Below are 22687 nucleotides of genomic sequence, written 5' to 3' on the forward strand. Positions count from 1 at the left end.
ATTAGCGATTGATGATAAACAAACCAGCGAGCTTGCCTGATTCAATCAGGAACAACAAGTTTTCGAGGTAAAAAATAGGTCAAAAAAAAGCCCGATTTACATTGTAAAACGGGCTTAGAATTTGATTAAGTTGAATTATTTGTTCAGCTTGTAGAACACGGTTGAAAGTGGTGGTAAACGAAGCTCAAGTGATTGAGGCAGTGATTCACTTTCGACTTTTTCCGTTTTCACACTGGTCTGCACTTTAAAATCGCTGCCGCCGTATTTGCTGTCGTCCGTGTTCAGCAGTAATTCGTATTGACCTGCATTTGGAACGCCTAAACGAAAACGCTCGTGTGGTACGGGCGTAAAGTTGGTGATGATCAGAATGCGCTCACCATCTTTACTGATACGCTCGTGCGCTAGGATGCTCGCATCCGCTTCGTCTTGTAGACGCCACTCAAAACCAGCAGGAACACAATCTTGATCGTGCATCGCCGCTTCATTGCGGTACAAGTGGTTCAAATCGCGCATCAGCTTTTGAACGCCTTGATGACGTTCGTATTCCAGCAAGAACCATTGCAACTGATCATCGTGATTCCACTCCGCCGTTTGGCCGATTTCCGCGCCCATGAAGTTCAGCTTTTTGCCCGGTTGACCATACATGTAACCGTAGTAAGCACGTAGGTTTGCGGTTTGCTGCCATTCATCGCCCGGCATCTTGTTATGGATAGAACCTTTGCCGTACACCACCTCGTCGTGAGAGAGAGACAAGACGTAGTTTTCGCTGTGCGCATAAACCAGCGGGAAGGTGATAGTATTGTGGTGGTATTTGCGGTGAACAGGATCTTCTTTGATGTATGAAAGACTGTCGTGCATCCACCCCATATTCCACTTGAAGCCAAAGCCTAAACCACCCATAAAAGTTGGCGCAGACACGCCCGGAAACGCCGTTGACTCTTCCGCAATCGTCATCGCATTCGGGAAGTGCTTGTACACTTCTTCGTTCATCCATTTTAAGGTTGCGATTGCGTCGTAGTTTTCGTTACCACCGTCGACGTTTGGTACCCACTGATCGTGGCTACGTGAGTAGTCGAGGTAAAGCATCGATGCGACTGCGTCCACGCGAATGCCATCAATATGGAATTGTTCAAACCAATACAGCGCATTCGATACAAGGAAGCGACGCACATGTTCACGGCCTAAATCGTAGATGTATGAGTTCCAATCTTGGTGCCAACCGCGACGCGGATCCGGGTCGTGGAACAGAGGCGTACCATCAAAGTTCGCTAAACCGTGATCATCCGATGGGAAATGCGCCGGAACCCAATCCAGCACTACACCGATACCAGCTTGGTGACACGCATCCACGAAGAATTTGAAATCATCAGGTGAGCCAAAACGGCTGGTTGGCGCAAACAAGCCAACGGGTTGATAGCCCCATGAACCGTAGAATGGATGCTCAGACACAGGCATCAGCTCAACGTGGGTGTAGCCCATATCCACAAGGTATGGCACCAACTGCTCCGCGAGTTCGCGGTAGTTGAGGAAATCGCCTTTCTCGTTGCGCTTCCATGACCCTGCATGCAGCTCATAAAATGATAACGCTTCATCACGCTTTTGCGTCACTGCGCGATTTTGCCATTTCGCATCTTGCCATTGGTAACGCTTGTGATCGTAAGTAATGGACGCGAACGATGGGTACTGCTCAGAGTAAAAACCCCAAGGGTCTTGTTTGTGTGGCAGCCCTTCCCCATTTGGCCCTTTGAGCTCAAATTTGTACTGAACGCCTTCTTCTAAGCCAGGAATGAACAAGCCCCAAATGCCATAATCTAAACGTTGCATTGGGTGACGACGACCGTCCCATTGGTTGAAGCAACCCACAAGGCTAACAGCCGATGCATGCGGTGCGTAGACAAGGAAGCGAACACCGGAGATGTTTTCACCGCCACGTTCTAGCGTGACAAAGTGTGCGCCCATATAGTGATACATGTCTTTGGGCGTATGCAGATGCTCGTACTCTTGGTAAATATTGTGGTACTGGTACGGGTCATCAATAATTTGTTCAACACCATTCCAATCGACCGCCAAACGGTAGTGGGTCAGGTGTAAATCGAGTTGTTCTTTTAAGATAAAACCGCTGTCACCATCACGCTCAAGCGCCACGCGAGGTTCGCCATTAACAAGCAGTTCAACCTTGTTTGCGCCCGGCATCCACACTCGCAGCGATCCTTCGCCATCATCAATGAATGGCCCCAACGCCGAAAATGGGTCTGAGTAAGCCGCCTCAGCAAGCAGTTCATATGCGCGTTCGTGTTGTTTCTTTATTTTCTTGGTTTTGGTGGTTTTCAAATCTTTCTCCCTAGAGCCAATATCCTTTTCAAGACCAGAAATCTGAATCAAACATCGGTTTCTCCACAGCCAACGTTGTGAACTCACAAAAGACTTCGCTTAAAACATGTATGCATCAAGCGATGTCAAAAACAAAAAATGCCCGCTATTGTCGCGGGCATAATAACGGTACTTCATCCTAACGGATTGTGTTTTCGGAATGAGTGACCTAGACGGAACTTTCGTACCTCTGAGCTAACAAAATTGGTAATCCGCTCATTCATCTACGTCACTCTACGCATCTTATTTGCTCGCCTGTGCGCGAACTTCAGTGAGGCGTTTGGAAATGCGATTCACATCTTCACGGCTGAAGATTTCATCTAGGTTCATCGACAACTTACGACGCCAGTTTGGATACTCATCCACCGTGCCAGGAATGTTGACCGGTTGATCCATTTCTAGCCAGTCTTCAAGCTGAACGCTAAGCAGTGCAGAGTCACCCGCAGCTACGTGCAGTTGCAGCGCTTCGCTTAGGTACGAGTCCATCGGTACGTACTGAGCATCATGACCAATGCCTTCTGGCAAATAGCCGTGCCAGCGAACGCTGTCTAAGATACCTTGCTTGCACTTCAAGCGATCAGCAAATAAGCCTTCCAACTGTTTTTCATCTGGGTACAGGCCAATCTCACGACCCATTTTCAAATCATCGCAGTGCCAGAAACCACGCAGGGTTGGCATGTCATGCGTACACAGTGCCGCCATCGATTGCTCTGCGTAGTGCTTCGGAGAAATGAACCCACCGTCTTCTTTCGAAGTTTCGAAGAAGAATACTTTGTATGAGTGCACACCTGCATCGCGTAGGATATCGACGATTTCATCTGGCACAGTACCTAAGTCTTCACCAATCACAGAACACTGATGACGGTGCGACTCAAGCGCTAAGATTGCTAGCATGTCTTCCACTGGGTAGTACAGATACGCACCTTCTGTCGCCTTCTCGCCTTTTGGAATCCACCAAAGGCGAAGCAGACCAAGTACGTGGTCGATACGCAATGCACCACAGTGCTTCATGTTGGCACGTAACAACTTGATGTACGCGTCGTAACCCGTCGCTTCTAAAACTTGAGGGTTAAGCGGAGGCAGACCCCAGTTTTGACCCAGAGGACCAAGTACATCCGGCGGCGCACCGATGCTTGCGTCTAACACTAAGTTACCGTCGTCGGCCCAAGTTTCACTACCTGAGTCGGCAACACCGACAGCAAGGTCACGGTACAAGCCCACAGCCATGCCTTTTTCTTCTGCCAGTGACTGCGCTTCTTTGATTTGATCGTCTGCGATCCACTGAAGGTACATGTACAAGTGAACGCGGTCTTGATTGTCTTTGATGTATTTCTGAGTGCCGGCTGCGTCGAATGTGCGGTATTTCTCAGGGAATACAGGCCAACCCCACATGTTTGAATCTTCTGCGTGTAAATCCGCATGAAGCGCATCGAATGCAGCTTGGTGTAACAAGCTATCGCCGCCTTTTTCTACAAAATCCAAGAATGCACGAGCGCGGTCGGTGTTTTTGTCTAAATGGCGAGCTTTAAACTCACTAAACAGCAGCGGAAGAACGCTCATTTTCAGTTGCGAAACTTCTGTGTAGTTCACCCAATGAGAGTCACGTGCTTTTTGTAGACGCTGTTGAAACTCTGCACTGCCAACACGTTGCTGAGCTTCAGCACTCAGTGCGAATTCAGGTACAGAACTTACGTCGATGTACATGATATTCAACCAACGACGAGAAGACGGGCTGTATGGGCTCGCGCCTTCTGGGTTCGCTGGGAACAGTGAGTGAATCGGGTTCAAACCAATGAAGTCACCGCCACGAGAAGCGATATCGCTCACCAACTGTTTTAGGTCACCAAAATCACCGATACCCCAGTTGTGCTGAGTACGCAATGTGTAAAGCTGGATACTAGGACCCCATAGCTTTTTATGTTGGTTTAGATCGTCTTGTTTGAAACACGCTTTCGGCGTGATGATCAATGACATCTCGTAAGGCGTTTTACGACGCTTACGGCTGACAATCAATTTGTGATAACCCCAAGCCAAGTTCTTTGGCAATGCAAACACTAGAGGGCCACCCTCAGCACGCTCATCACGAACAATTTGGGACTGAAGATAGCCTTCAAGTACCTCTCCTTGTTCTGTTTCTAAACGCCAGCTGAATTCACTCTCACGAGCACTCGTACCTAGGTTTAGTTCCACTTCGACTGGTTCGCCGTCGCGTAAAACAAGAACAGGGGCTAGTACGTCTTTTTTATGTTTCTTTTCAGCAGAAGCCAATAGTTTTTCATCGCTGCTAGTATCGTAGCCAAGCGAAGCGAGCAAGCGGCGTAGCGTCTCCTCAGACACTTTTGCCTCATCTCCCCAAGCACTGACATAGCTATCAGCCAATCTCGCCATTTCCGCGACTTTCTTTAATGCTGTTTGTTCTTTCATCGCTTTCTCCGAAGGTAATACCAACACCTTCCATGTAGGGTTTTATTGTTATCAATAACTTCTTTTGGAAAATGACCAAAGGTAGCGCTTGGCTACCTTGGTCTTAACTCTGTTCTATTAACGGTGAACCGCTTTTAGTTTCCAGATGTTGTTCACATAGTCGCGAATTGAGCGATCTGAGGTGAACTTGCCGACGAGGGCGGTATTAAGAATGGCTTTCTTCGCCCAGCCAGCTTGGTCTTTGTATTGTTCGCTCATGTCTTCGTGCGCTTTCACGTAAGATGCGAAGTCCGCAAGACATAAGTACGGATCACCACCATCTAGTAGGCTGTCGTACGTTGCACGCAGTAAGCCTGGTTGACCTGGAGTGAATTCTTCACCCAGTAGTAGGTCCATAGACGCTTTGAGTAGGTGATCCGCATTGTAGTAATCAAATGGGTTGTAACCTTGAGCTTTCAGCGCTTTCACACCTTCAACGTCTAGACCGAAGATGTAGATGTTCTCATCGCCTACTTCTTCACGAATCTCAACGTTAGCACCATCCATCGTACCGATCGTTAGGGCACCGTTAAGCGCCATCTTCATGTTACCAGTACCTGATGCTTCTTTACCCGCAAGTGAAATTTGTTGTGATACGTCCGCCGCAGGAATAATAATTTCAGCCATGCTCACGCGGTAATCAGGAATGAAGACCACTTTCAGCTTGTTGCCGATGCGAGGGTCGCTGTTCACTTTCTCAGCAATTTTGTTAATAGCGAAAATGATTTCTTTCGCTAGGTGGTAACCCGGTGCCGCTTTCGCTGCGAAGAACACAACGCGAGGCACACATTCGAAGTCTGGTTCGTTAATAATGCGATGGTACAGAGACAGTACGTGTAGAAGGTCTAAGTGCTGACGCTTGTACTCGTGCAGACGCTTGATTTGAACATCGAAGATCGCATTAGTATCGAGTTCGATACCCATGTTCTCTTTCACCCAGTTAGCTAGGCGTTCTTTGTTCTCTTTCTTCACTGCCATGAATTCTTTCTGGAATTTCTCGTCAGTGGCGTACTTAGCGATGCCTTCTAGTTGCTCTAGTTTCGCTGGCCATTCTGGACCGACTTTCTCTGTGATTAGCTTAGAAAGACCTGGGTTACAGAACTTCAACCAACGACGTGGCGTAATACCGTTCGTTACGTTGTGTAGACGTGTTGGGTACATTTCGTGGAACTCTGGGAATAGGTCTTTCTTAACCAATTCAGAGTGAAGTGCCGCTACACCGTTTACTGCGTAAGAGCCAATTACACATAGGTTTGCCATGCGAACCATGCGGTGGAAACCTTCTTCGATGATAGAAAGCTTCTGTTGTTTTGCGACATCACCCGGCCACATTGCACGTACGTCTTGTAGGAAGCGGTGGTTGATCTCGTAAATGATCTCCATGTGACGTGGTAGTAGGTGCTGAATTAGCGACTCCGGCCATGTCTCTAGTGCTTCTGGAAGTAGCGTGTGGTTTGTGTACGCGAAGGTTTGAGAGCTGATTTCCCAAGCCGCTTCCCAAGTTAGACCTTTTTCGTCCATCAGGATGCGCATTAGCTCAGGAATCGCAATCGTTGGGTGAGTATCGTTAAGCTGGATAGTCTCTTGCTTCGGTAGATCCGCTAGCGAGTAGCCAGCTGCTTCGTGGCGACGTAGGATGTCACGTACAGACGCAGCTGAGTGGAAGTACTGTTGCATTAGACGCAGTGTTTTACCTTTCTCGTGGTTGTCGTTCGGGTAAAGCACTTTAGTGATGTTGCCCGCGTCGATCAGTGCGTGCTGCGCTTCGAAGTAGTCACCGTTGTTAAAACTTGCTAGCGAGAATGGTGCAATTGCCTGACATTCCCAAAGACGTAGCGGGTAAACCGTGTCTGATTCGTAACCTACGATTGGTAGATCCCAAGGCATTGCTCTTACAGACATGCCAGGAACCCATTTGCGAACTTCTTTACCGTTCTCGTTAACTACTTCAACGTGACCGTAGAAACCGATCTCTTGAGCAAGTTCTGGACGAGCAATTTCCCAAGGGTAACCTTCTACACCACGCCATGCGTCAGGTGCTTCTTGCTGGCGACCATCTTTAAAAGACTGTTTGAACAAACCGTATTCGTAGTGCAAGCCGTAACCGACGGTTGGGAATTCTTGCGCCGCACATGAATCCATGAAACATGCCGCTAGACGACCAAGACCACCGTTACCCAATGATGGGTCACGTTCTTCTTCTAGCAGGTCAGTTAGGTTGTAACCCAGTTCAGCCATTGCTTCTGTTACTTGTTCGTACAGACCCATGCTGATTAGGTTGTTACCCGTCAAACGACCGATAAGGAACTCTAGAGAAAGGTAGTTAACGCTCTTCGCACTTTTAATGCGTGGATCTTCTTCAGTAGCAAGCAAATCTAAAGTAGTGAACTCAGCCAGTGCATGACCCATTGCTAGGTACCAAGCGCGGCTGTCTGCGTTTTCAATCGTGTGAGCGTAAGTTACAGATAGGTGTTTCTTTACGCTTTCTTGGAACGACTTCTTGTCAAATTGTTTTTGTTGAGTAGGTTTCATTACGAAATTCTCACGTCTTTTGGTAATTCATCTGCCATACATCGTGCATTTACCTCTGTGAATAAACATCCTCCTAATTCTCCTCCTTTGAAGGAGGAGGGCTGAGGGCGTAGAGGGGGTACCATTGCTAGGTTAGTGATCCAAATCTCAACAAAGTGAACTTTGCTCTAGTTCTTAGTGATTTTGATCACAATGGAATATGAGAAAGGTTAAAACCCGTTCATGACGCTTTTTATAGCCCACTCATCTGATGATGTGAAAATTGCAATATTGGTCACATTAACTTGGTTAACATGGAAAGATTTTTCATAATCGATGTGCAACGAGATCTTAATACACTCGACACAAAAGATATTTAAGTGACAATAATCACAAATAAAGGGCGTAGTTGATGGTAAATCCATCAACCCTTGAGAATTAGGAAGTGGATCAAAGTAACGGACATTTCTGATGTCGTAACATCCCACACGGCTCACAGGATTGTACGCTTTTTATACAAACTAGAATTAGGCGGTGTGAGTTATTTCTAGTTTTCGCTAGCTTTTATATCTAAGTGACCGTATGGAATGGTTTTTCAGACGGATGCAAGCCCCAACAAGAGGCGACATTAATCGCATTCAAGCAGTTTTTGATGCTGATGGCATCATTCAGTAAGACGAAGCTTTCGAGGGGGCCTTACTGAAATGATCACGTCGCAATCACTTGGGTATACATAAATAAGGACATAATTACTAATGTGGATTCCATCTAAGCTTACTCGACCAGGACGCCTGCACAATGCCATCGTGCGCCCACGAGTGTTGGACTTACTACAGCAAGCGCCTTACTACAAATTGGTTTTATTCCGCTCCCCAGCAGGTTACGGAAAAACCACCATGGCAGCGCAGTGGCTATCCGATAAACCAAACGTCGGTTGGTACAGCATTGATGACAGCGATAACGACGGCTTTCGCTTTGTAAATTACCTGCTTCAAGCATTAAACAAAGCCACCAACTTCAGTTGCTCTAACGCACAAAAACTGGCGGAAAAACGCCAGATCTCTTCTCTACGTTCTTTATTCAGCGAAGTATTCGCGGAAATGGCTGATTTTCATCAAGAGTGCTATGTGGTGCTAGATGACTATCACTTGATCACCAACGATGAAATCCATGAATCCATGCGTTTCTTCTTAAAACACATGCCAGACAACCTCACCGTTGTGGTAACAAGTCGTGCAGCGCCGCCTCTGGGTACTGCAAACTTACGTGTTCGTGATTTAATGATCGAAATCGGCAACGAGATGTTGGCGTTCGATACCGAAGAAACAACTCGCTTCTTTAATCAGCGTATTGCCGATGGCATCGACGAAGACATGGCAAACAGCCTCAGAACCTATGTGGAAGGTTGGCCATCGGCGATGCAGTTGATCGCGTTACAAGCGCAACATCAAAACCGTACATTGGCACAAACCGTAGAGTCGGTATCGCAGTTCAATCACGCGCATTTGTGGGATTATCTAGTCGAAGAAGTATTCGACTTGCTCGATCACGAAACTCGTCATTTCTTGATGCAAGTTTCCGTGCTTGACCACTTCAATGATGAGTTGGTGTTTGCCCTCACCCAACGCGAAGATGCGCTTGGTTTGATCGAATCATTAAACCGCTACGGCTTATTCATCTACCCACTTGAAGGGGAGCAAAACTGGTTCCGATTCCATAACTTATTTGGCGAGTTTTTGTCTCATGAGCGCCAAGCGCGTATTCCCCAGCAAGAAAAAGACCTCCACCGCAATGCAGCTGTTGCCTGGTTACAACAAAAAGCACCGCACCAAGCGATTCACCATGCACAAAAGTCGAACGATAAAGATTTGGTGGTAGAAATTCTAAACGAATTCGGCTGGAAGATGTTTAACCAAGGCGAGCTCAGCACGCTGGAGAGCTCAATTAATAAGTTGGATGCTGAGCTTCTGTTCAGCCACCCAAAACTTACGATGCTCCGAGCTTGGTTGGCTCAAAGTCAGCACCGTTATAACCAAGTAGGCCACCTGCTTGAAGAAGCGGAAGAAGAGCATAAAAAGCGTAACATTGAGTTAGATATTCATTATCAAGGTCAAGCAAACGCGCTGCTTGCTCAAGTGGCTATCAACAGCAACCAGCCAGAGAAAGCACTCGAATTAGCGGAGCTAGCACTTAGCCAACTTGATAACACGATTTACCGTAGCCGCATTGTGGCAACTTCGGTTGTTGGCGAAGTTAACCACGTGCTAGGTAAACTCGACCGCGCGTTACCGATGATGCAACAAACCGAGAAGCTGGCTCGTCAGTACCAAGTTTACCACCAAGCGTTATGGGCGATTTTACAACAAAGCGAGATTTTGATTGCGCAAGGTTACGTACAAGCCGCCTTTGAGCTGCAAGATTCCGCATTCCGTTTGATTGAAGATCAGCAACTTCAACATGTTCCTCTGCACGAGTTTTTGCTGCGTATTCGTGCGCAAGTGCTTTGGTGCTGGAACCGACTTGATGAAGCAGAGGAGTGTGCCTACCGAGGTCTACAAATTCTCGAAAACCATTCGCCAAGTAAGCACTTACACAGCTACTCGATGCTGGCGCGTATTGCGGTTGGCCGTGGCGAGCTAGACAAAGCCGGTAAATTCATTGAGCACATTCAACATTTGATGAAGCAGTCGACTTACCACGTAGATTGGACAGCAAACGCTTCACTATCGTTGATCCTATTTTGGCAAGCGCGCGGTAACACCGATGCAATGCAAGAATGGCTCAACACTGCGGTTCGTCCTGAATCGGCATGCAACCACTTTTCACAATTGCAATGGCGTAACATTGCACGCGCACACATCAACTTAGGTCAATATACCGAAGCGCGCGCAGCATTGGATTTCCTCCAAAGTGAAGCTCGTCGAACCAACCTGATCACAGATACTAATCGCAACTTAGTGGTCGAAGCGGTGTTTGCTGCTCGTCAAAAAGACGAAGAGCAAGCAAAAGCTTTGCTAAAAGAAGCGTTAGTGATGACAAACCAGACGGGGATGGTAGGTAATTTCCTCATTGATGGCGCCACCATTGGCGGGCTACTGGAGAAGTTAAGCCTACGCCATGAGCTAGGCGATCTAGAACGTCACCGCGCTCAACAATTGATGAAGGATATTTCGTCCAATCAGCGCAGCCGCTCTATTCACTTTGATGAAGACTTCATTGAGAAGCTGGTAAACCACCCTAACGTACCGGAACTGGTTCGCACAAGCCCACTAACTCAACGTGAGTGGCAGGTGCTTGGTTTGATTTATTCTGGTTTCAGTAATGAGCAAATCGCGCAAGAGCTTGATGTGGCAGGCACCACGATTAAAACCCACATTCGCAACTTGTACCAAAAGCTCAATATCGCCAATCGTAAAGAGGCCATTGTGACAGCTGAAAATTTACTCCAGTTGATGGGGTACTGATCAGCTCAAGAAAACAGATTAAAACCTAAAGTGAAATACAAGGGCTTGGCGTGATGCGTCAGCCCTTTTTTTATGAGTCTAGAACGAGGGAAGTGCAATTTGCAAAGCACGTAAGTAACGTTGTTCATATAAAAAAATAGCCAACCGCAATAATCGCGATTGGCTTATATTTAGTGTGAACAAATTGTATTCACTAACAACGTCAGTTGGCTAGGTGACCCTCGGCTTAAGAAGGGTCGAGCAGTATTATGCATTAATCATGCCAAAATGCAAAGACTTATTTTTGGGCACAGGATCTCATATAAAGTGAATTTGTCTATATAAAATATAGCAAAACGCAAATTCAATTATCAAATTGCATTTGCATAATGCAATAAACGTAGCCATTGATAGTACAGTTAATCATCTCAATAATGTAAACCAAATATTAAGATATCGTTGTATTTGCATCACCTCATAACCTGTAACAAAAATAAGCAATTACTTGGATATAAAACCCAGTAGCTACAGCACTATTTCATACTTTTTTCGTCGCAATGTTTGTATACTCTGTGCCATCGAAACGACTTAGCATTAGAGCAATGAACTACTTAATTACTTTCTTCAAAGGAATCGCCATGGGAGCAGCAGATGTTGTTCCTGGCGTATCAGGCGGCACCATCGCGTTTATCACCGGCATTTACGATACGCTGCTTGAGAGCATTCGACGCATTAACCCATCACTTTTCTCTATTTGGCGAAAAAAAGGGGTTAAAGCCGCCTTTAATCACATCAACGGTTTCTTCCTTCTCGCTCTGTTTGCCGGTATTTTCACCAGCATTGCTACGCTAGCAAAGTTGATCACTTGGCTTCTTGACACACACCCCATCCCACTTTGGTCATTTTTCTTTGGTCTGATTTTGGTATCGGTCTATCACATTATTCGTCAGGTTGAACAACGTGATCTTATCCGCTTCGTGACTTTACTTGTTGGTGTCGGGTTTGCTTACAGCATCACCGTGCTTAAACCTCTGCACATGGAACCAACGGCTATTAACACATTGTTCGCTGGTGCTATCGCGATTTGCGCGATGATCTTACCGGGCATCTCTGGCAGCTTTATCTTGTTATTGATTGGGATGTATGCGCCAGTATTAGCCGCCGTGAAAGGTTTCCAAGTCGATACATTGGCGCTGTTTTTGTCAGGTTGTGTGATTGGTTTGCTGTCCTTTTCGCATCTATTGTCGTGGTTACTACGCAAGTTCCGCGATTTCACTCTGATGTTTTTGACTGGATTAATGATTGGTACGTTGCCAAAGATTTGGCCTTGGAAAGAAACCATCACTTGGCGCACCAATTCAAAGGGTGAGCAAGTGCCCTTGCTACAGCACAACCTATCACCATTTGAATTTGAACACGTAACATCACAACCTTCTCAGTTAGTGCTTGCCGTTGTGATGATGCTTGCTGCCATTGCGCTGGTTTTGAGCCTCGAAAAATTTGCAGATTCAGACAAGTAACTGCGGTATCAAATCAATACGGAATCAACAAACAAGAACGGAGCCAATTGGCTTCGTTTTTGTTTGTTGGCTAAGAGAAAATCATCGCAATTGAAAATCTTTATGGGCTTGATTCAACAACCCCTACACCGCGCGGTTATTTTGATCTCTGGCATCGAGGCACAACGCACAATTTATCTAGGCCACGAGTTGGCGAATGACGCTTCTGTGCTACGATGCAGGTAATGTTAAGTGATAAATGCTGAACCTTAATGAAAGTGTTACAAATCGCCGTTGTTTCAGCCGCACTGGTTGCGGGATTTTATGCCCCAACTTTACTAAAAAGCTTTTCTTCATCCACTCCGATCAAACCGATAGATGAGTATTGCGTTCTCTCTACTGCCTCGTGCGTTCAAGAGAATGTTACGATGACGCTCAACGCAGATACTGCTCAACCCTTGGTCCCTACTACTCTGAATGTTGAGTGGCACACAAGCGATGCTGAGCAACTCGTCCTAAGCCTTTCAGGAAGAGAAATGGAGATGGGAGAACCCAAGTTTTTACTGAAGCAAGTCACTCCCGGTCAATATCAAGGTGACATCATTCTGCCGGTTTGCACTCAAGACGCCATGACCTGGGTTGGTGAACTCAGTGATGGAGAGAATACCGTTTACCCTGCTATAAAAATGCAAAGATAAGGAATCGTTATGAGCCGCAATTGGTCCCTATTTCTCGTAGTTGCTTTCGCCCTCGGGTTTGGCGTAAAAAGCTATTTAGATAATCAGAAAACGAAGCCAGAGCAAGTGGATAGTTCCACCTCTCAACAAACGGTATTGTTTGGGGAAAATAACCAAGCCGTCAATATCTTCGATGTGAATGACCCTCGCATTCGAGTCGTCTATTTTGGTTTTACTCGCTGCCCAGATGTTTGCCCAACTTCGCTTGCTATGCTGGCAGGAGCCCTGAATCAAATCGATGAAGCGCAAAAAGCACAACTGCGCCCAATGTTCATTTCTTTAGATCCAGAGCGTGATGAGGCCGATGCCTCGGCGAAATATGCCCATTACTTCCATCCAATGATTGAAGGCCTATCGGCACCGCTTGATGTAACCACACCTTTGGCACACAACTATGGTGTTATTTTCCGAAAAACCGAATTGGAAGGCTCGGAGCTCAAATACACGCTTGATCACAGCTCTTACTTTTACTTCTTGAAGCCGGATGGCACGTTAATCACCAAGGTACCGCATACACTCTCGCCGGCACCGATTGTTGAAGCCATTTCAAAACTGACGACTGAAGGCTCCTCAAATGACAGTTAAGTCAGTGCTGAAACAGTTTTTCATTTTCCTAACTCAAACCAACCCCAATGTCGAACAAGACGTCGATACGATCATTGACGCCATTGGGGGGATAGAAAACCTGCTAGAAACTGGAGCATGCGCGACTCGGCTGCGTCTTACCCTCAGAACGACGTCCATCATAGATAAAAATGCACTCAAAAATCATGGCGCACATGGCGTCGTGATACTGGATGAGCGTCATGTCCAAATCATATACGGCTTAAAAGCCAACACGTATTCGCAGATAATGGAAGAGCGCATCAACAAACAAAGCTAATATTTTCGCAGTATAGCTACCCTCTAAGAAAAAGGGCGGCTATACTCTCTTGGCTTAATTAATTCACTTATTTATTAACCAACGAAGAGGACACATGATGATTGTATTGAATAACACTAACTGGGCATCGCAAGGGTAACCCTAACCGCACCAATTACGTGGCATAGCCACGACTCCCCTTCTCTGCCCGGTCTTCACCGGGGTCAACTCTATCCGAATTAGACCCTAATGCGATTTGTATTAAGGCGCTTTTTTGCGTCTGGGATAATTCAACAATGAATCAAACACATACTTTTTGTGACACATTAATTTCAACTTCAAACCCACTAAAACGATTGGGTTGGAAACCATTTTTTCAGCAACAACTGACACTAGACGATTACGACGACACTATCTTTGCACGTGTGATTGCGCATCACCGAAGTGGTTACCTATTGGCGACAGAAACGGGGCAAGTCCACCTCAATGCCCACCACTCTCTACCCAATATGACCGTCGGAGACTGGGTTATCTTAAATGACGATCAGCAATTTGTTCGCTTACTGGATCGCTTGAGCCTCTTTAGCCGCAAAGCAGCGGGCAGCAAAGTGGCAGAGCAACTCATCGCCGCAAATGTGGATACCGTTTTTATCGTCTGTTCCCTTAACGACGACTTCAATTTAAGTCGTATTGAACGCTATCTCGCCTTGGCTCATGAAGCCGAAGTCGAACCCGTCATCGTCCTTTCCAAAGCCGATTTGTGTGACGACGTCAATGAACTCAAAAGCCAAGTACAGAAGCTAGACCCTCTGCTAGTCATTGAGACGGTCAACGGCTTAGATGCAGAAAGTACTTCTAAGCTCATGAGTTGGTGTAATGAGGGGCAAACCGTCGCTTTTATCGGTTCTTCAGGCGTTGGCAAATCAACTCTTGTGAATGCATTACTCGGGCAGCAAGAACAGGCGACTGGGCATATTCGTGAAGACGATAGCAAAGGGCGACATACAACCACATCGCGCTCTATCCATCTATTACCTGATGGCGGCATCTTGATTGATACTCCGGGAATGCGCGAGCTTCAACTAGCAGACTGCGAAGTGGGCGTCAGTGAGGCATTTTCTGACATTGAGGTTCTCGCTCAGCGTTGTCGCTTTGGTGATTGCCAGCATCAAACTGAGCCGGGTTGCGCAGTTCAAGCTGCGATTGAAAATGGCAAACTGGAGGTTCGTCGTTTCAATAACTATCAAAAACTATTGCGAGAACAAGCCTTTAACGGCGCGACTTTGACAGAACAACGAGCTCAAAGTCGACAGTTCGGGAAACTCACTCGAAATGCCATGAGTGATAAGCGCAGGCGCCAACAAAGTTATTGATTTGTTACGTTTGAGTTGTCAATAAAATCAAAGGAGACGAAAGTCTCCTTTTTAACAACTTTATTAAAAACCATTACTCATAACTAATGATAATTTTCAACATAAAAATCCTATTTAAATAACATTGAGCAAACATTTAATCCAAAAACAAACTAAAACTAGACACAAAATATTACCAAGCTAAGATATGTGATATTCAGCAAGAAAATGGCTGAATTTATAAAAACAGGATAATTGATAATCATGTGTCTTAGTGACCAGAAGCAATGCTCACCCCTTGCAATACAAGGGCATTATCGCCGTGTAATGATGGACTATTGCCCTGCTCGCTCTGGCATAAAATTGCAGGAATGATGTATGCAACACAACAGCCTCGTTGCCCGATTTGCTCGTGGTAACCTCGTCGTCCAGATCCTTGTCGGTATTGTCTTTGGTATTTTGCTCGCCACAATTTCCCCAAGCCATGCCGAAAGTGCAGGATTAATTGGTAGCCTTTTTGTTGGTGCTCTTAAAGCGATCGCGCCAATCCTTGTGTTTATTTTGGTTGCCGCTTCAATTGCGAACCAAAAGAAAAACCAGCACACGTACATGCGTCCAATCGTTGTACTGTACCTGATGGGTACGTTCTTCGCGGCGCTATCAGCAGTGGTTCTAAGCTTCCTTTTCCCGACCAATTTAACGCTTGTCACCGGCGCTGAAGGTGCAACGCCGCCTCAAGGTATTGCTGAAATTCTGCGCACACTGTTGTTTAAACTGGTCGACAACCCAGTAAATGCACTAGTAGAAGCAAACTACATTGGCATTCTTGCTTGGGGTGTGGGTCTGGGTCTTGCGCTACACCACGCATCTGCAACAACGAAAGCCGTGTTTGAAGATCTCAGCCACAGCGTGTCTCACATTGTTCGCTTTATCATTCGTCTTGCACCATTTGGTATCTTTGGTCTGGTTGCTTCAACGTTCGCAACAACAGGCTTTAGCGCACTAGCAAGCTACGCACACCTTCTGGCGGTTCTTCTTGGCGCAATGATGATCATCGCACTCGTTGTAAACCCGGCGATCGTGTTCGTTAAAACTAAGCAAAACCCTTACCCACTTGTATTCCGTTGCCTACGTGAAAGTGGTGTAACCGCGTTCTTCACTCGTTCAAGTGCGGCGAATATCCCAGTAAACATGGCATTATGTGAGAAGCTAAAACTGGACGAAGATACGTACTCAGTATCTATCCCACTAGGTGCGACCATTAACATGGCTGGTGCTGCAATCACTATCACAACGCTAACGCTTGCAGCTGTGCACACTATGGGTATTGAAGTTGATCTACTGACTGCGCTACTGCTCAGTATTGTGGCTGCGGTTTCTGCATGTGGCGCATCAGGTGTTGCAGGTGGCTCGCTACTACTTATCCCACTTGCGTGTGGTCTGTTTGGTATCTCAAACGACGTAGCAATGCAGGTTGTAGCGGTTGGCTTCATCATCGGCGTGATCCAAGACTCTGCTGAAACTGCACTAAACAGTTCAACAGACGTTGTCTTCACAGCAGCAGTTTGTAAATCAGAACAGCAAAAAGCTCAGTAAGACTGACAGAATAAATAGAAAGGGGAGCCGATGATGGCTCCCCTTTTTTATATACTAATTATTTGCGCTCAATTACGCGGTGGCCAGAGCAACCTCTTCAATTGAGAAATGCTTACTTGGCTCAACAAACTCTTGCTGTGCCGCGATAGTTTGCAGCTCCCACTCCCCTGCATGGTAAGTGGCGCTTAATACCCCGTAACACGCGTCATGGCAGTGTTGGAAAGCTTGTTTAGGAGACCAACCCTTCAATAATCCAGCGGTGAAGATCGCCGAAATAAGGTCGCCTACACCCACAGGTTGTTTGACAAACTCAAACTGAGGGCGCTTCGCTAAGTAAATGCCTTCTTGCGTTGCCAGTAACATGTTGAAGCTGCCATTCTCTAGGCAGTAAAGGTGCTTCACTAGCACTATTTTTGGACCTTTCGCTAGTGCACGTTGGCATGCCGTGATCGCATCGTCTAACGAGTGGATTTCCATCTCTGCAAATTGGCTTAGCTCGAACTGGTTAGGCACGATCACATCTGCCATTGGCATCAGACGGTTTAACAAGTTTTCTGCAATACCCGGCGCCACAATACAGCCTTTGTCTGGCGCGCCCATCACAGGGTCGCAAACATAAAGTGCGTTCGGGTTCGCTTGCTTCACCTTCGTCACGGTTTCTTCAACAGCAAGGCACTGCTCTGCGCTGCCTTGGTAGCCCGTCAACACCGCTTGGCATTTTTCCAATGCACCGATGTTTCCAAGACCACGAACTAACTCGCTGATGTCTTCAGCCGCAAACGCTCGCCCAGTCCAGCCTTCTTGATACTGCGTGTGGTTAGAAAATTGAACGGTATGAATCGGCCATACTTCGAAGCCCATGCGTTGCATTGGGAAAACGGCACTGCTGTTACCAGCATGACCAAAAGAAACATGAGATTGTATAGAGAGGATACCTTGCATAGTACCTTACCTCTTATTGTTGTTATCGATAGTTCAAAGACAGCGGCAAGCGCCAGTTTTGCGAAACCAGTAGTGTATCCGACAAACCAAGATTCTCTAACTCAATTCTCGTTAACTTCTTCAGAGTAAGTTGGAGCGCTGGTTTTCAACACCATCTTCTTGATTTCCATTTTGTCTTTATTCAGTGCGATTTCTAGGGTATCTCCTTCCCTTATCCCGAGTTGAGTCAGGATTACGCTTGGAATGACTACGGCGGTATCGTCACCGATTTTAACAGGTTGACTTATCATCTTTCGTCCTCCAAATGTCGAAAATGAGTTTTCACATCATTGGATATTTATTCCCAAGAGCCTTGTTCTGACTTGGGCTTGGCATAAGCGCCTAAAAACAAAGAGCCTTCCACACCGCGTTTGGGAAGGCTCTTTCATTATTATTTTTTAATTTGCTAAAGGCTCATGCTTGGCAGCAATCAGACCGTAAGCACTCCAGCCTAGGAAGGTGACGATTGAGCCCCACATCATCGCTTCGTAGCCAGAACCATATAGCGCGTAGAAGCTGTATAGGGAACCAATCAGAGCGATAATGTTGGTGGTTTTCATCTCGCGCTCTGGCACGTGCGCCACTTGCTGCATGATGAAAATTGCGCCCATACATAGGATGTAAGGAATAACGTTCGTTACTACCGCTAGGTTAACCAGCGCTTCGAACTGCTCGTTCAGCGTTGGAGAAATAGTCATTAAAGACAGCACCGATTGGATAACCGTGATGGCCACCATACCTTTGATTGGCGTACCACGTTTGTCCACTTGAGAGAACAATTTAGGGAAGAAGCCCGCATCAGAAGATGATTTGAACACTGACGCGATAGTGAACTGCCAACCTAATAGAGAACCCGCACAAGCCAATACCGCCATACCAGCAACCGCTTTACCTGCTGCTGAGCCAAGCATCACAGACCATACGGTTGAGAATGGTGCGGTAGAAGCGGCAAGCTCAGAGTTTGCAACGATACCAGAACAGATGTTTGTCGATACAATGTAAACCACCGCAGCAATCAACGTACCGCCCAATACTGCGATTGGTACGTTCTTCTCTGGGTTTTCTACCGCTTCTGAGTTCGCACATGCCGATTCAAGACCAAGAAACGCCCATAGTGTCATGGCAATAGAAGCACTCACAGCTTCACCAAATGGTAGGTGGTGTGGGTTCCAAGCTTCTATGTACATGGTTGGGTTAAACCAGAACCAACCAACAATACCTAGCGAACATACCGGTAGGATCACCCCCCATACCGTGAAGGTACCGATTTGACCTGTGATTTTCGCACCACCGAAGTTAGCGAAAGTACAAATCCAAAGAATGGCGATGGTATACAAACAGGTTTCGACCGGAGATAGGGTCACTTCAAAAAATGCGGAGCCGTAACCCACACAGGTAATCGCGATCGCAATATTCGCAATAAGGAGCGACAAACCGTAAGTCCAGCCCGCCATAAACGCACCCGATTTACCGAATGCGTAAGACGCGTAACCGTTCATACCGCCGTCACGTTTACTAAAGCGACCACATTTTGCAAACACATAAGCCAACGCCAAAGAGCCCGCTGCCGTGATCAGCCAAGACAACACAGAAATGGTGCCCACTTGCGCCAGTTTACTTGGCAGCATGATAATACCGGAGCCAGCCATATTGATGAACGTCAGAATGGTTAACTGCACCACCGACATTTTTTTAGTTTCAGTACTCATAAATTATTCTCCACGAATAAGCGGTTCGCACCGACGCCGGAGCGTGGTGCGAACGGGTAGATTAATCTTTTAGGACATAGCAATGTGCGGTAGTGCGACCGTCGACATCTTCAAGGTACACACCTTGAATTTCTGGCGCGAAGCCTGGGAATCGGTTGATGCCTTCTTCTAGAGATAAGAAGTAATCCACCACCTGTTGAGTCCAGATTTCACCAGTGATCACACAGATAATGCCTGGAGGGTAAGGCAGTGCACCTTCGGCGGCTACGCGGCCGACGGCCTCTTTAAGTGGTAGGTAATCGCATTCACCGCGGAAGTATTTACGTGTTGCCACGTCTGGTTTGTGAACCATTTGTGGGAAGTATTCACTGCGGAACATCGCTTTTTGTAGCTGTTTCACGTTCAGCTCTTTGTACATGTCATGCATTTCCTGACATAGCTGACGGATGGTGTAACCACGGTAGCGCTCTTTGTTCGCTTCGTAGACGCCTGGTAGCACGATACTGAGAGGTGCATCATCACGAATGAATTTTTCAAATCGGTTGATTTGCGCGACAAGGTGACGGATCTTACCCATATCTTCGGCAGGAGTGAGTAGGAACAAGATGGAGTTCAAGTCGCACTTCTCAGGGATGATGCCGTTTTCTCGAAGGAAGTTCGCCAACAGCGTTGCCGGAATACCGAAATCTGCGTAGCTGCCGTCTTCGGCAATGCCTGCCGTGGTTAGCAACAATTTACATGGGTCAACAAAGTATTGACCTTCGCCATAACCTTCAAACTTGTGCCAGTTTGCATCTGGCTCGAACATAAAGAACTTCTTGTTGGTCGCGATCACATCCGTGTCGTAACTGCCCCAAGGTTGACCTTCAATTTCATTTGGAATGAACGGACGAATTAACTCACAACTTTTGAGAATTTCTTTACGCGCTTCGATACCTGTCTTAACTGCGTCGCTCCATAAACGTAAGCCTGCTTCACCATCGTGGATCTTCGCGTTCACATCCAATGCAGCAAACAACGCATAGAAAGGAGATGTCGATGCGTGCATCATAAACGCGTTGTTAAAGCGTTTGTGATTGCAGTAACGAGCTTGGCCTTTGATATGGCGGTCTTTTTTGTGGATTTGCGACGTTTGAGAGAAACCAGCTTGTTGCTTGTGAACAGACTGGGTCACGATCACACCCGCATCTTCTGGTTTCAGATCCAGTAGCAGTGGCGAACAATCTTTCATCATAGGGATGAACTGCTCATAGCCTACCCATGCCGAGTCAAACAAGATGTAGTCACAAAGGTGGCCAATCTTATCCATGACGTAACGAGCGTTATAAATTGTACCGTCGTAAGTACCCAACTGGATGATGGCCAGGCGGAACGGACGCTCATCTCGTGCACGCTCTGGAGATACTTTCGCGATTTGAGCACGAATATACTCTTCATCGAAACAGTGCTCATCCATACCACCAATGAAGCCCCAAGGGTTACGCGCTGTTTCTAGATAAACTGGCATACCACCCGCTTGGATTAACGCGCCGTGGTGATTCGACTTGTGGTTATTGCGGTCGAACAATACCAAATCACCTTCAGTTACTAGCGCATTACACACCACTTTATTTGAAGCAGAAGTACCATTAAGTACGAAGTAAGTTTTGTCAGCGTTAAATACTTTTGCAGCGTGTGCTTGCGCTTGGTGTGCAGAACCTTCGTGGATCAGTAAGTCACCTAAGTCCACGTCCGCGTTACACAAGTCGCTACGGAATAGGTTTTCGCCAAAGAAATCGTAGAATTGTTTACCAGCAGGGTGTTTTTTGAAGAACTGACCACCTTGGTGCCCTGGACAGTCAAACGCCGAGTTACCCATCTCAACGTAGTGCGTTAATTGCTTGAAGAAAGGAGGGAGCAGACGACACTCATATTTAGTCACGGCTTCATTAATTTGACGGCAGTAGTAATCGATAGATTGTCTTTCTAAATCAATAACCCCCGTTAACCAAACGTAATCTTCTGCCGAAACTGGAGTTTCATCGGTCACTAAGAAAACAGGAATTCCGTACCCTGTTTCCGAAATCATTCTATGCAGACCCGCTTTAATGTCTGCTGACGTAATAATAGCTGCACCAACGTCGGTTAATTCAACTTGTTCTAAAGGCAGTAAGTGACGATTAAATTGTTCATCTAAAGATTCAGCTAATAAGCTAAAGTCTTCAGGCATGTAATTACTAACACCTATAATTAAACGTTTCATTTGAAATATCTCTTTTTTGTTCTTTAAAAATGACAAGGACAGATATTACAAACGAAATATTTATTTAAAATTCAAATTACAAATTTCGTGATTAAATTTTCATATTTAAAAGACTTATTTTATCGAATTAAAATTTAGAGACTTTCATCACTTTCCAATTTCTATCTCAATGATATTGAAACGCACCTAAAAGGAAAGATCCTTCAATAATTATGTGACAACGCCCATTATTAAAAAGAAGGTTATTATAAGAAAATAAAGTTTTGAGATTTCCATCACTATATAATAAGTTAAATTATATTATTGCAGTTTAAAACACTCCACTTTTAACCAAATTTAAACACATAATAAAAGAGCCATCAACACATGTATTGATGGCTCTTTACTTTGGATATAAAGAAAAAACAACTTAATTGAATAAATGACTATCTAGCTTGACTCCACCATTCGACCATTGTTGATAACGCTTTACAGACATGCCTGACGAGTACATGGTATGTTTACAATCCATACACTCAACAAAATACAACCCACTCATTCCTGCCATAACGTGCAGCCTTCGGCTATCGCAGCGCTTGCAGGACAGGCGCTTTACTTTGGTGTTGACGTCAATACGCCGAGCAAAGTTTAACGTTTCGTGAGAGCATAAAGCGTCAACAGCACTATCTTTAAAAGGATGCTCACTAAGTAAATAATTAATGGCGTAATCGTACACCGGGGGAATTGAAGATTTTCCACTTTCAATATTACTTATCTTAGCAATGGAAACGCCTAATAAAGAAGCGAACTCAGCCTTACTGTACTCTAAGATAAATCTTGAAGAGATGAATTTATCTGCACTAATGATTCTCAACATACACAAATCTCTAATAGAAATAAAAACAGAGCAAACTAATTCGCTCCATTTCTGCTGAAACATGTA

Annotated in this window: 15 protein-coding genes; 7 read left to right on the top strand and 8 right to left on the bottom strand. The window is 45.9% G+C overall.

Annotation, left to right across the window (positions count from 1 at the left end; all coding sequences use genetic code 11):
* Positions 1-135 precede the first annotated feature (135 nt).
* The 3 genes from glgB to L3V32_RS13420 form a co-directional block, all read right to left on the bottom strand.
* Positions 136-2382, bottom strand: coding sequence for a 1,4-alpha-glucan branching protein GlgB (gene glgB / locus L3V32_RS13410; RefSeq protein WP_237284485.1), 2247 nt, complete (start codon positions 2380-2382; stop codon positions 136-138).
* 231 nt (positions 2383-2613) lie between these two features.
* Positions 2614-4794 (bottom strand): 4-alpha-glucanotransferase, encoded by a 2181-nt coding sequence (gene malQ / locus L3V32_RS13415; protein WP_005396760.1) that lies wholly within the window; start codon positions 4792-4794, stop codon positions 2614-2616.
* A 117-nt stretch (positions 4795-4911) separates the two neighbouring features.
* Positions 4912-7365, bottom strand: coding sequence for a glycogen/starch/alpha-glucan phosphorylase (locus tag L3V32_RS13420; protein ID WP_237284486.1), 2454 nt, complete (start codon positions 7363-7365; stop codon positions 4912-4914).
* Positions 7366-8099: 734 nt separating this feature from the next.
* Here L3V32_RS13420 and malT point away from each other — a divergent pair.
* From malT to sstT, 7 genes are all read left to right on the top strand, one after another.
* Positions 8100-10808 carry an HTH-type transcriptional regulator MalT gene (gene malT / locus L3V32_RS13425; protein ID WP_005396763.1) on the top strand — a complete coding sequence of 903 codons (2709 nt, stop codon included), beginning with the start codon at positions 8100-8102 and terminating at the stop codon, positions 10806-10808.
* Positions 10809-11389: 581 nt separating this feature from the next.
* Positions 11390-12307 carry a DUF368 domain-containing protein gene (locus L3V32_RS13430; RefSeq protein ID WP_193447813.1) on the top strand — a complete coding sequence of 306 codons (918 nt, stop codon included), beginning with the start codon at positions 11390-11392 and terminating at the stop codon, positions 12305-12307.
* Between the two features lie 251 nt (positions 12308-12558).
* Positions 12559-12984 (top strand): hypothetical protein, encoded by a 426-nt coding sequence (locus tag L3V32_RS13435; RefSeq protein WP_237284487.1) that lies wholly within the window; start codon positions 12559-12561, stop codon positions 12982-12984.
* 9 nt (positions 12985-12993) lie between these two features.
* The gene (locus L3V32_RS13440; RefSeq protein WP_006740812.1) at positions 12994-13608 is read left to right on the top strand and encodes an SCO family protein; all 615 of its coding nucleotides are present in this window, start codon (positions 12994-12996) and stop codon (positions 13606-13608) included.
* Positions 13598-13906 carry a PTS transporter subunit EIIB gene (locus L3V32_RS13445; protein WP_237284488.1) on the top strand — a complete coding sequence of 103 codons (309 nt, stop codon included), beginning with the start codon at positions 13598-13600 and terminating at the stop codon, positions 13904-13906. The genes L3V32_RS13440 and L3V32_RS13445 overlap by 11 nt, the downstream gene beginning before the upstream one ends.
* A gap of 275 nt (positions 13907-14181) precedes the next feature.
* A complete protein-coding gene (gene rsgA, locus L3V32_RS13450; protein ID WP_237284489.1) occupies positions 14182-15258 on the top strand; it encodes a ribosome small subunit-dependent GTPase A in 1077 nt (358 codons plus the stop codon).
* Positions 15259-15615: 357 nt separating this feature from the next.
* Positions 15616-16833: a serine/threonine transporter SstT gene (gene sstT, locus L3V32_RS13455; RefSeq protein ID WP_005396770.1), complete on the top strand. Its 1218-nt coding sequence runs from the start codon at positions 15616-15618 to the stop codon at positions 16831-16833.
* A gap of 72 nt (positions 16834-16905) precedes the next feature.
* Here sstT and pdxY read toward each other — a convergent pair whose 3' ends face one another.
* The 5 genes from pdxY to L3V32_RS13480 form a co-directional block, all read right to left on the bottom strand.
* On the bottom strand, positions 16906-17775 hold the full coding sequence (pdxY, locus tag L3V32_RS13460) for a pyridoxal kinase PdxY (protein ID WP_065646148.1): 870 nt from the start codon (positions 17773-17775) through the stop codon (positions 16906-16908).
* Positions 17776-17876: 101 nt separating this feature from the next.
* Entirely contained in the window at positions 17877-18065 is a 189-nt protein-coding gene (locus L3V32_RS13465) for an AbrB/MazE/SpoVT family DNA-binding domain-containing protein (RefSeq protein ID WP_005396772.1), read from the bottom strand.
* A gap of 147 nt (positions 18066-18212) precedes the next feature.
* Positions 18213-19523, bottom strand: coding sequence for a putrescine-ornithine antiporter (potE, locus tag L3V32_RS13470; RefSeq protein ID WP_005396773.1), 1311 nt, complete (start codon positions 19521-19523; stop codon positions 18213-18215).
* Between the two features lie 61 nt (positions 19524-19584).
* Positions 19585-21765, bottom strand: a complete 2181-nt coding sequence (gene speF / locus L3V32_RS13475; RefSeq protein ID WP_031780582.1) for an ornithine decarboxylase SpeF — start codon at positions 21763-21765, stop codon at positions 19585-19587.
* 409 nt (positions 21766-22174) lie between these two features.
* Entirely contained in the window at positions 22175-22621 is a 447-nt protein-coding gene (locus L3V32_RS13480) for a helix-turn-helix domain-containing protein (protein WP_237284490.1), read from the bottom strand.
* Positions 22622-22687: the final 66 nt, after the last annotated feature.

Source organism: Vibrio sp. J2-4 (assembly GCF_021728155.1).
Lineage (GTDB): Bacteria > Pseudomonadota > Gammaproteobacteria > Enterobacterales > Vibrionaceae > Vibrio > Vibrio diabolicus.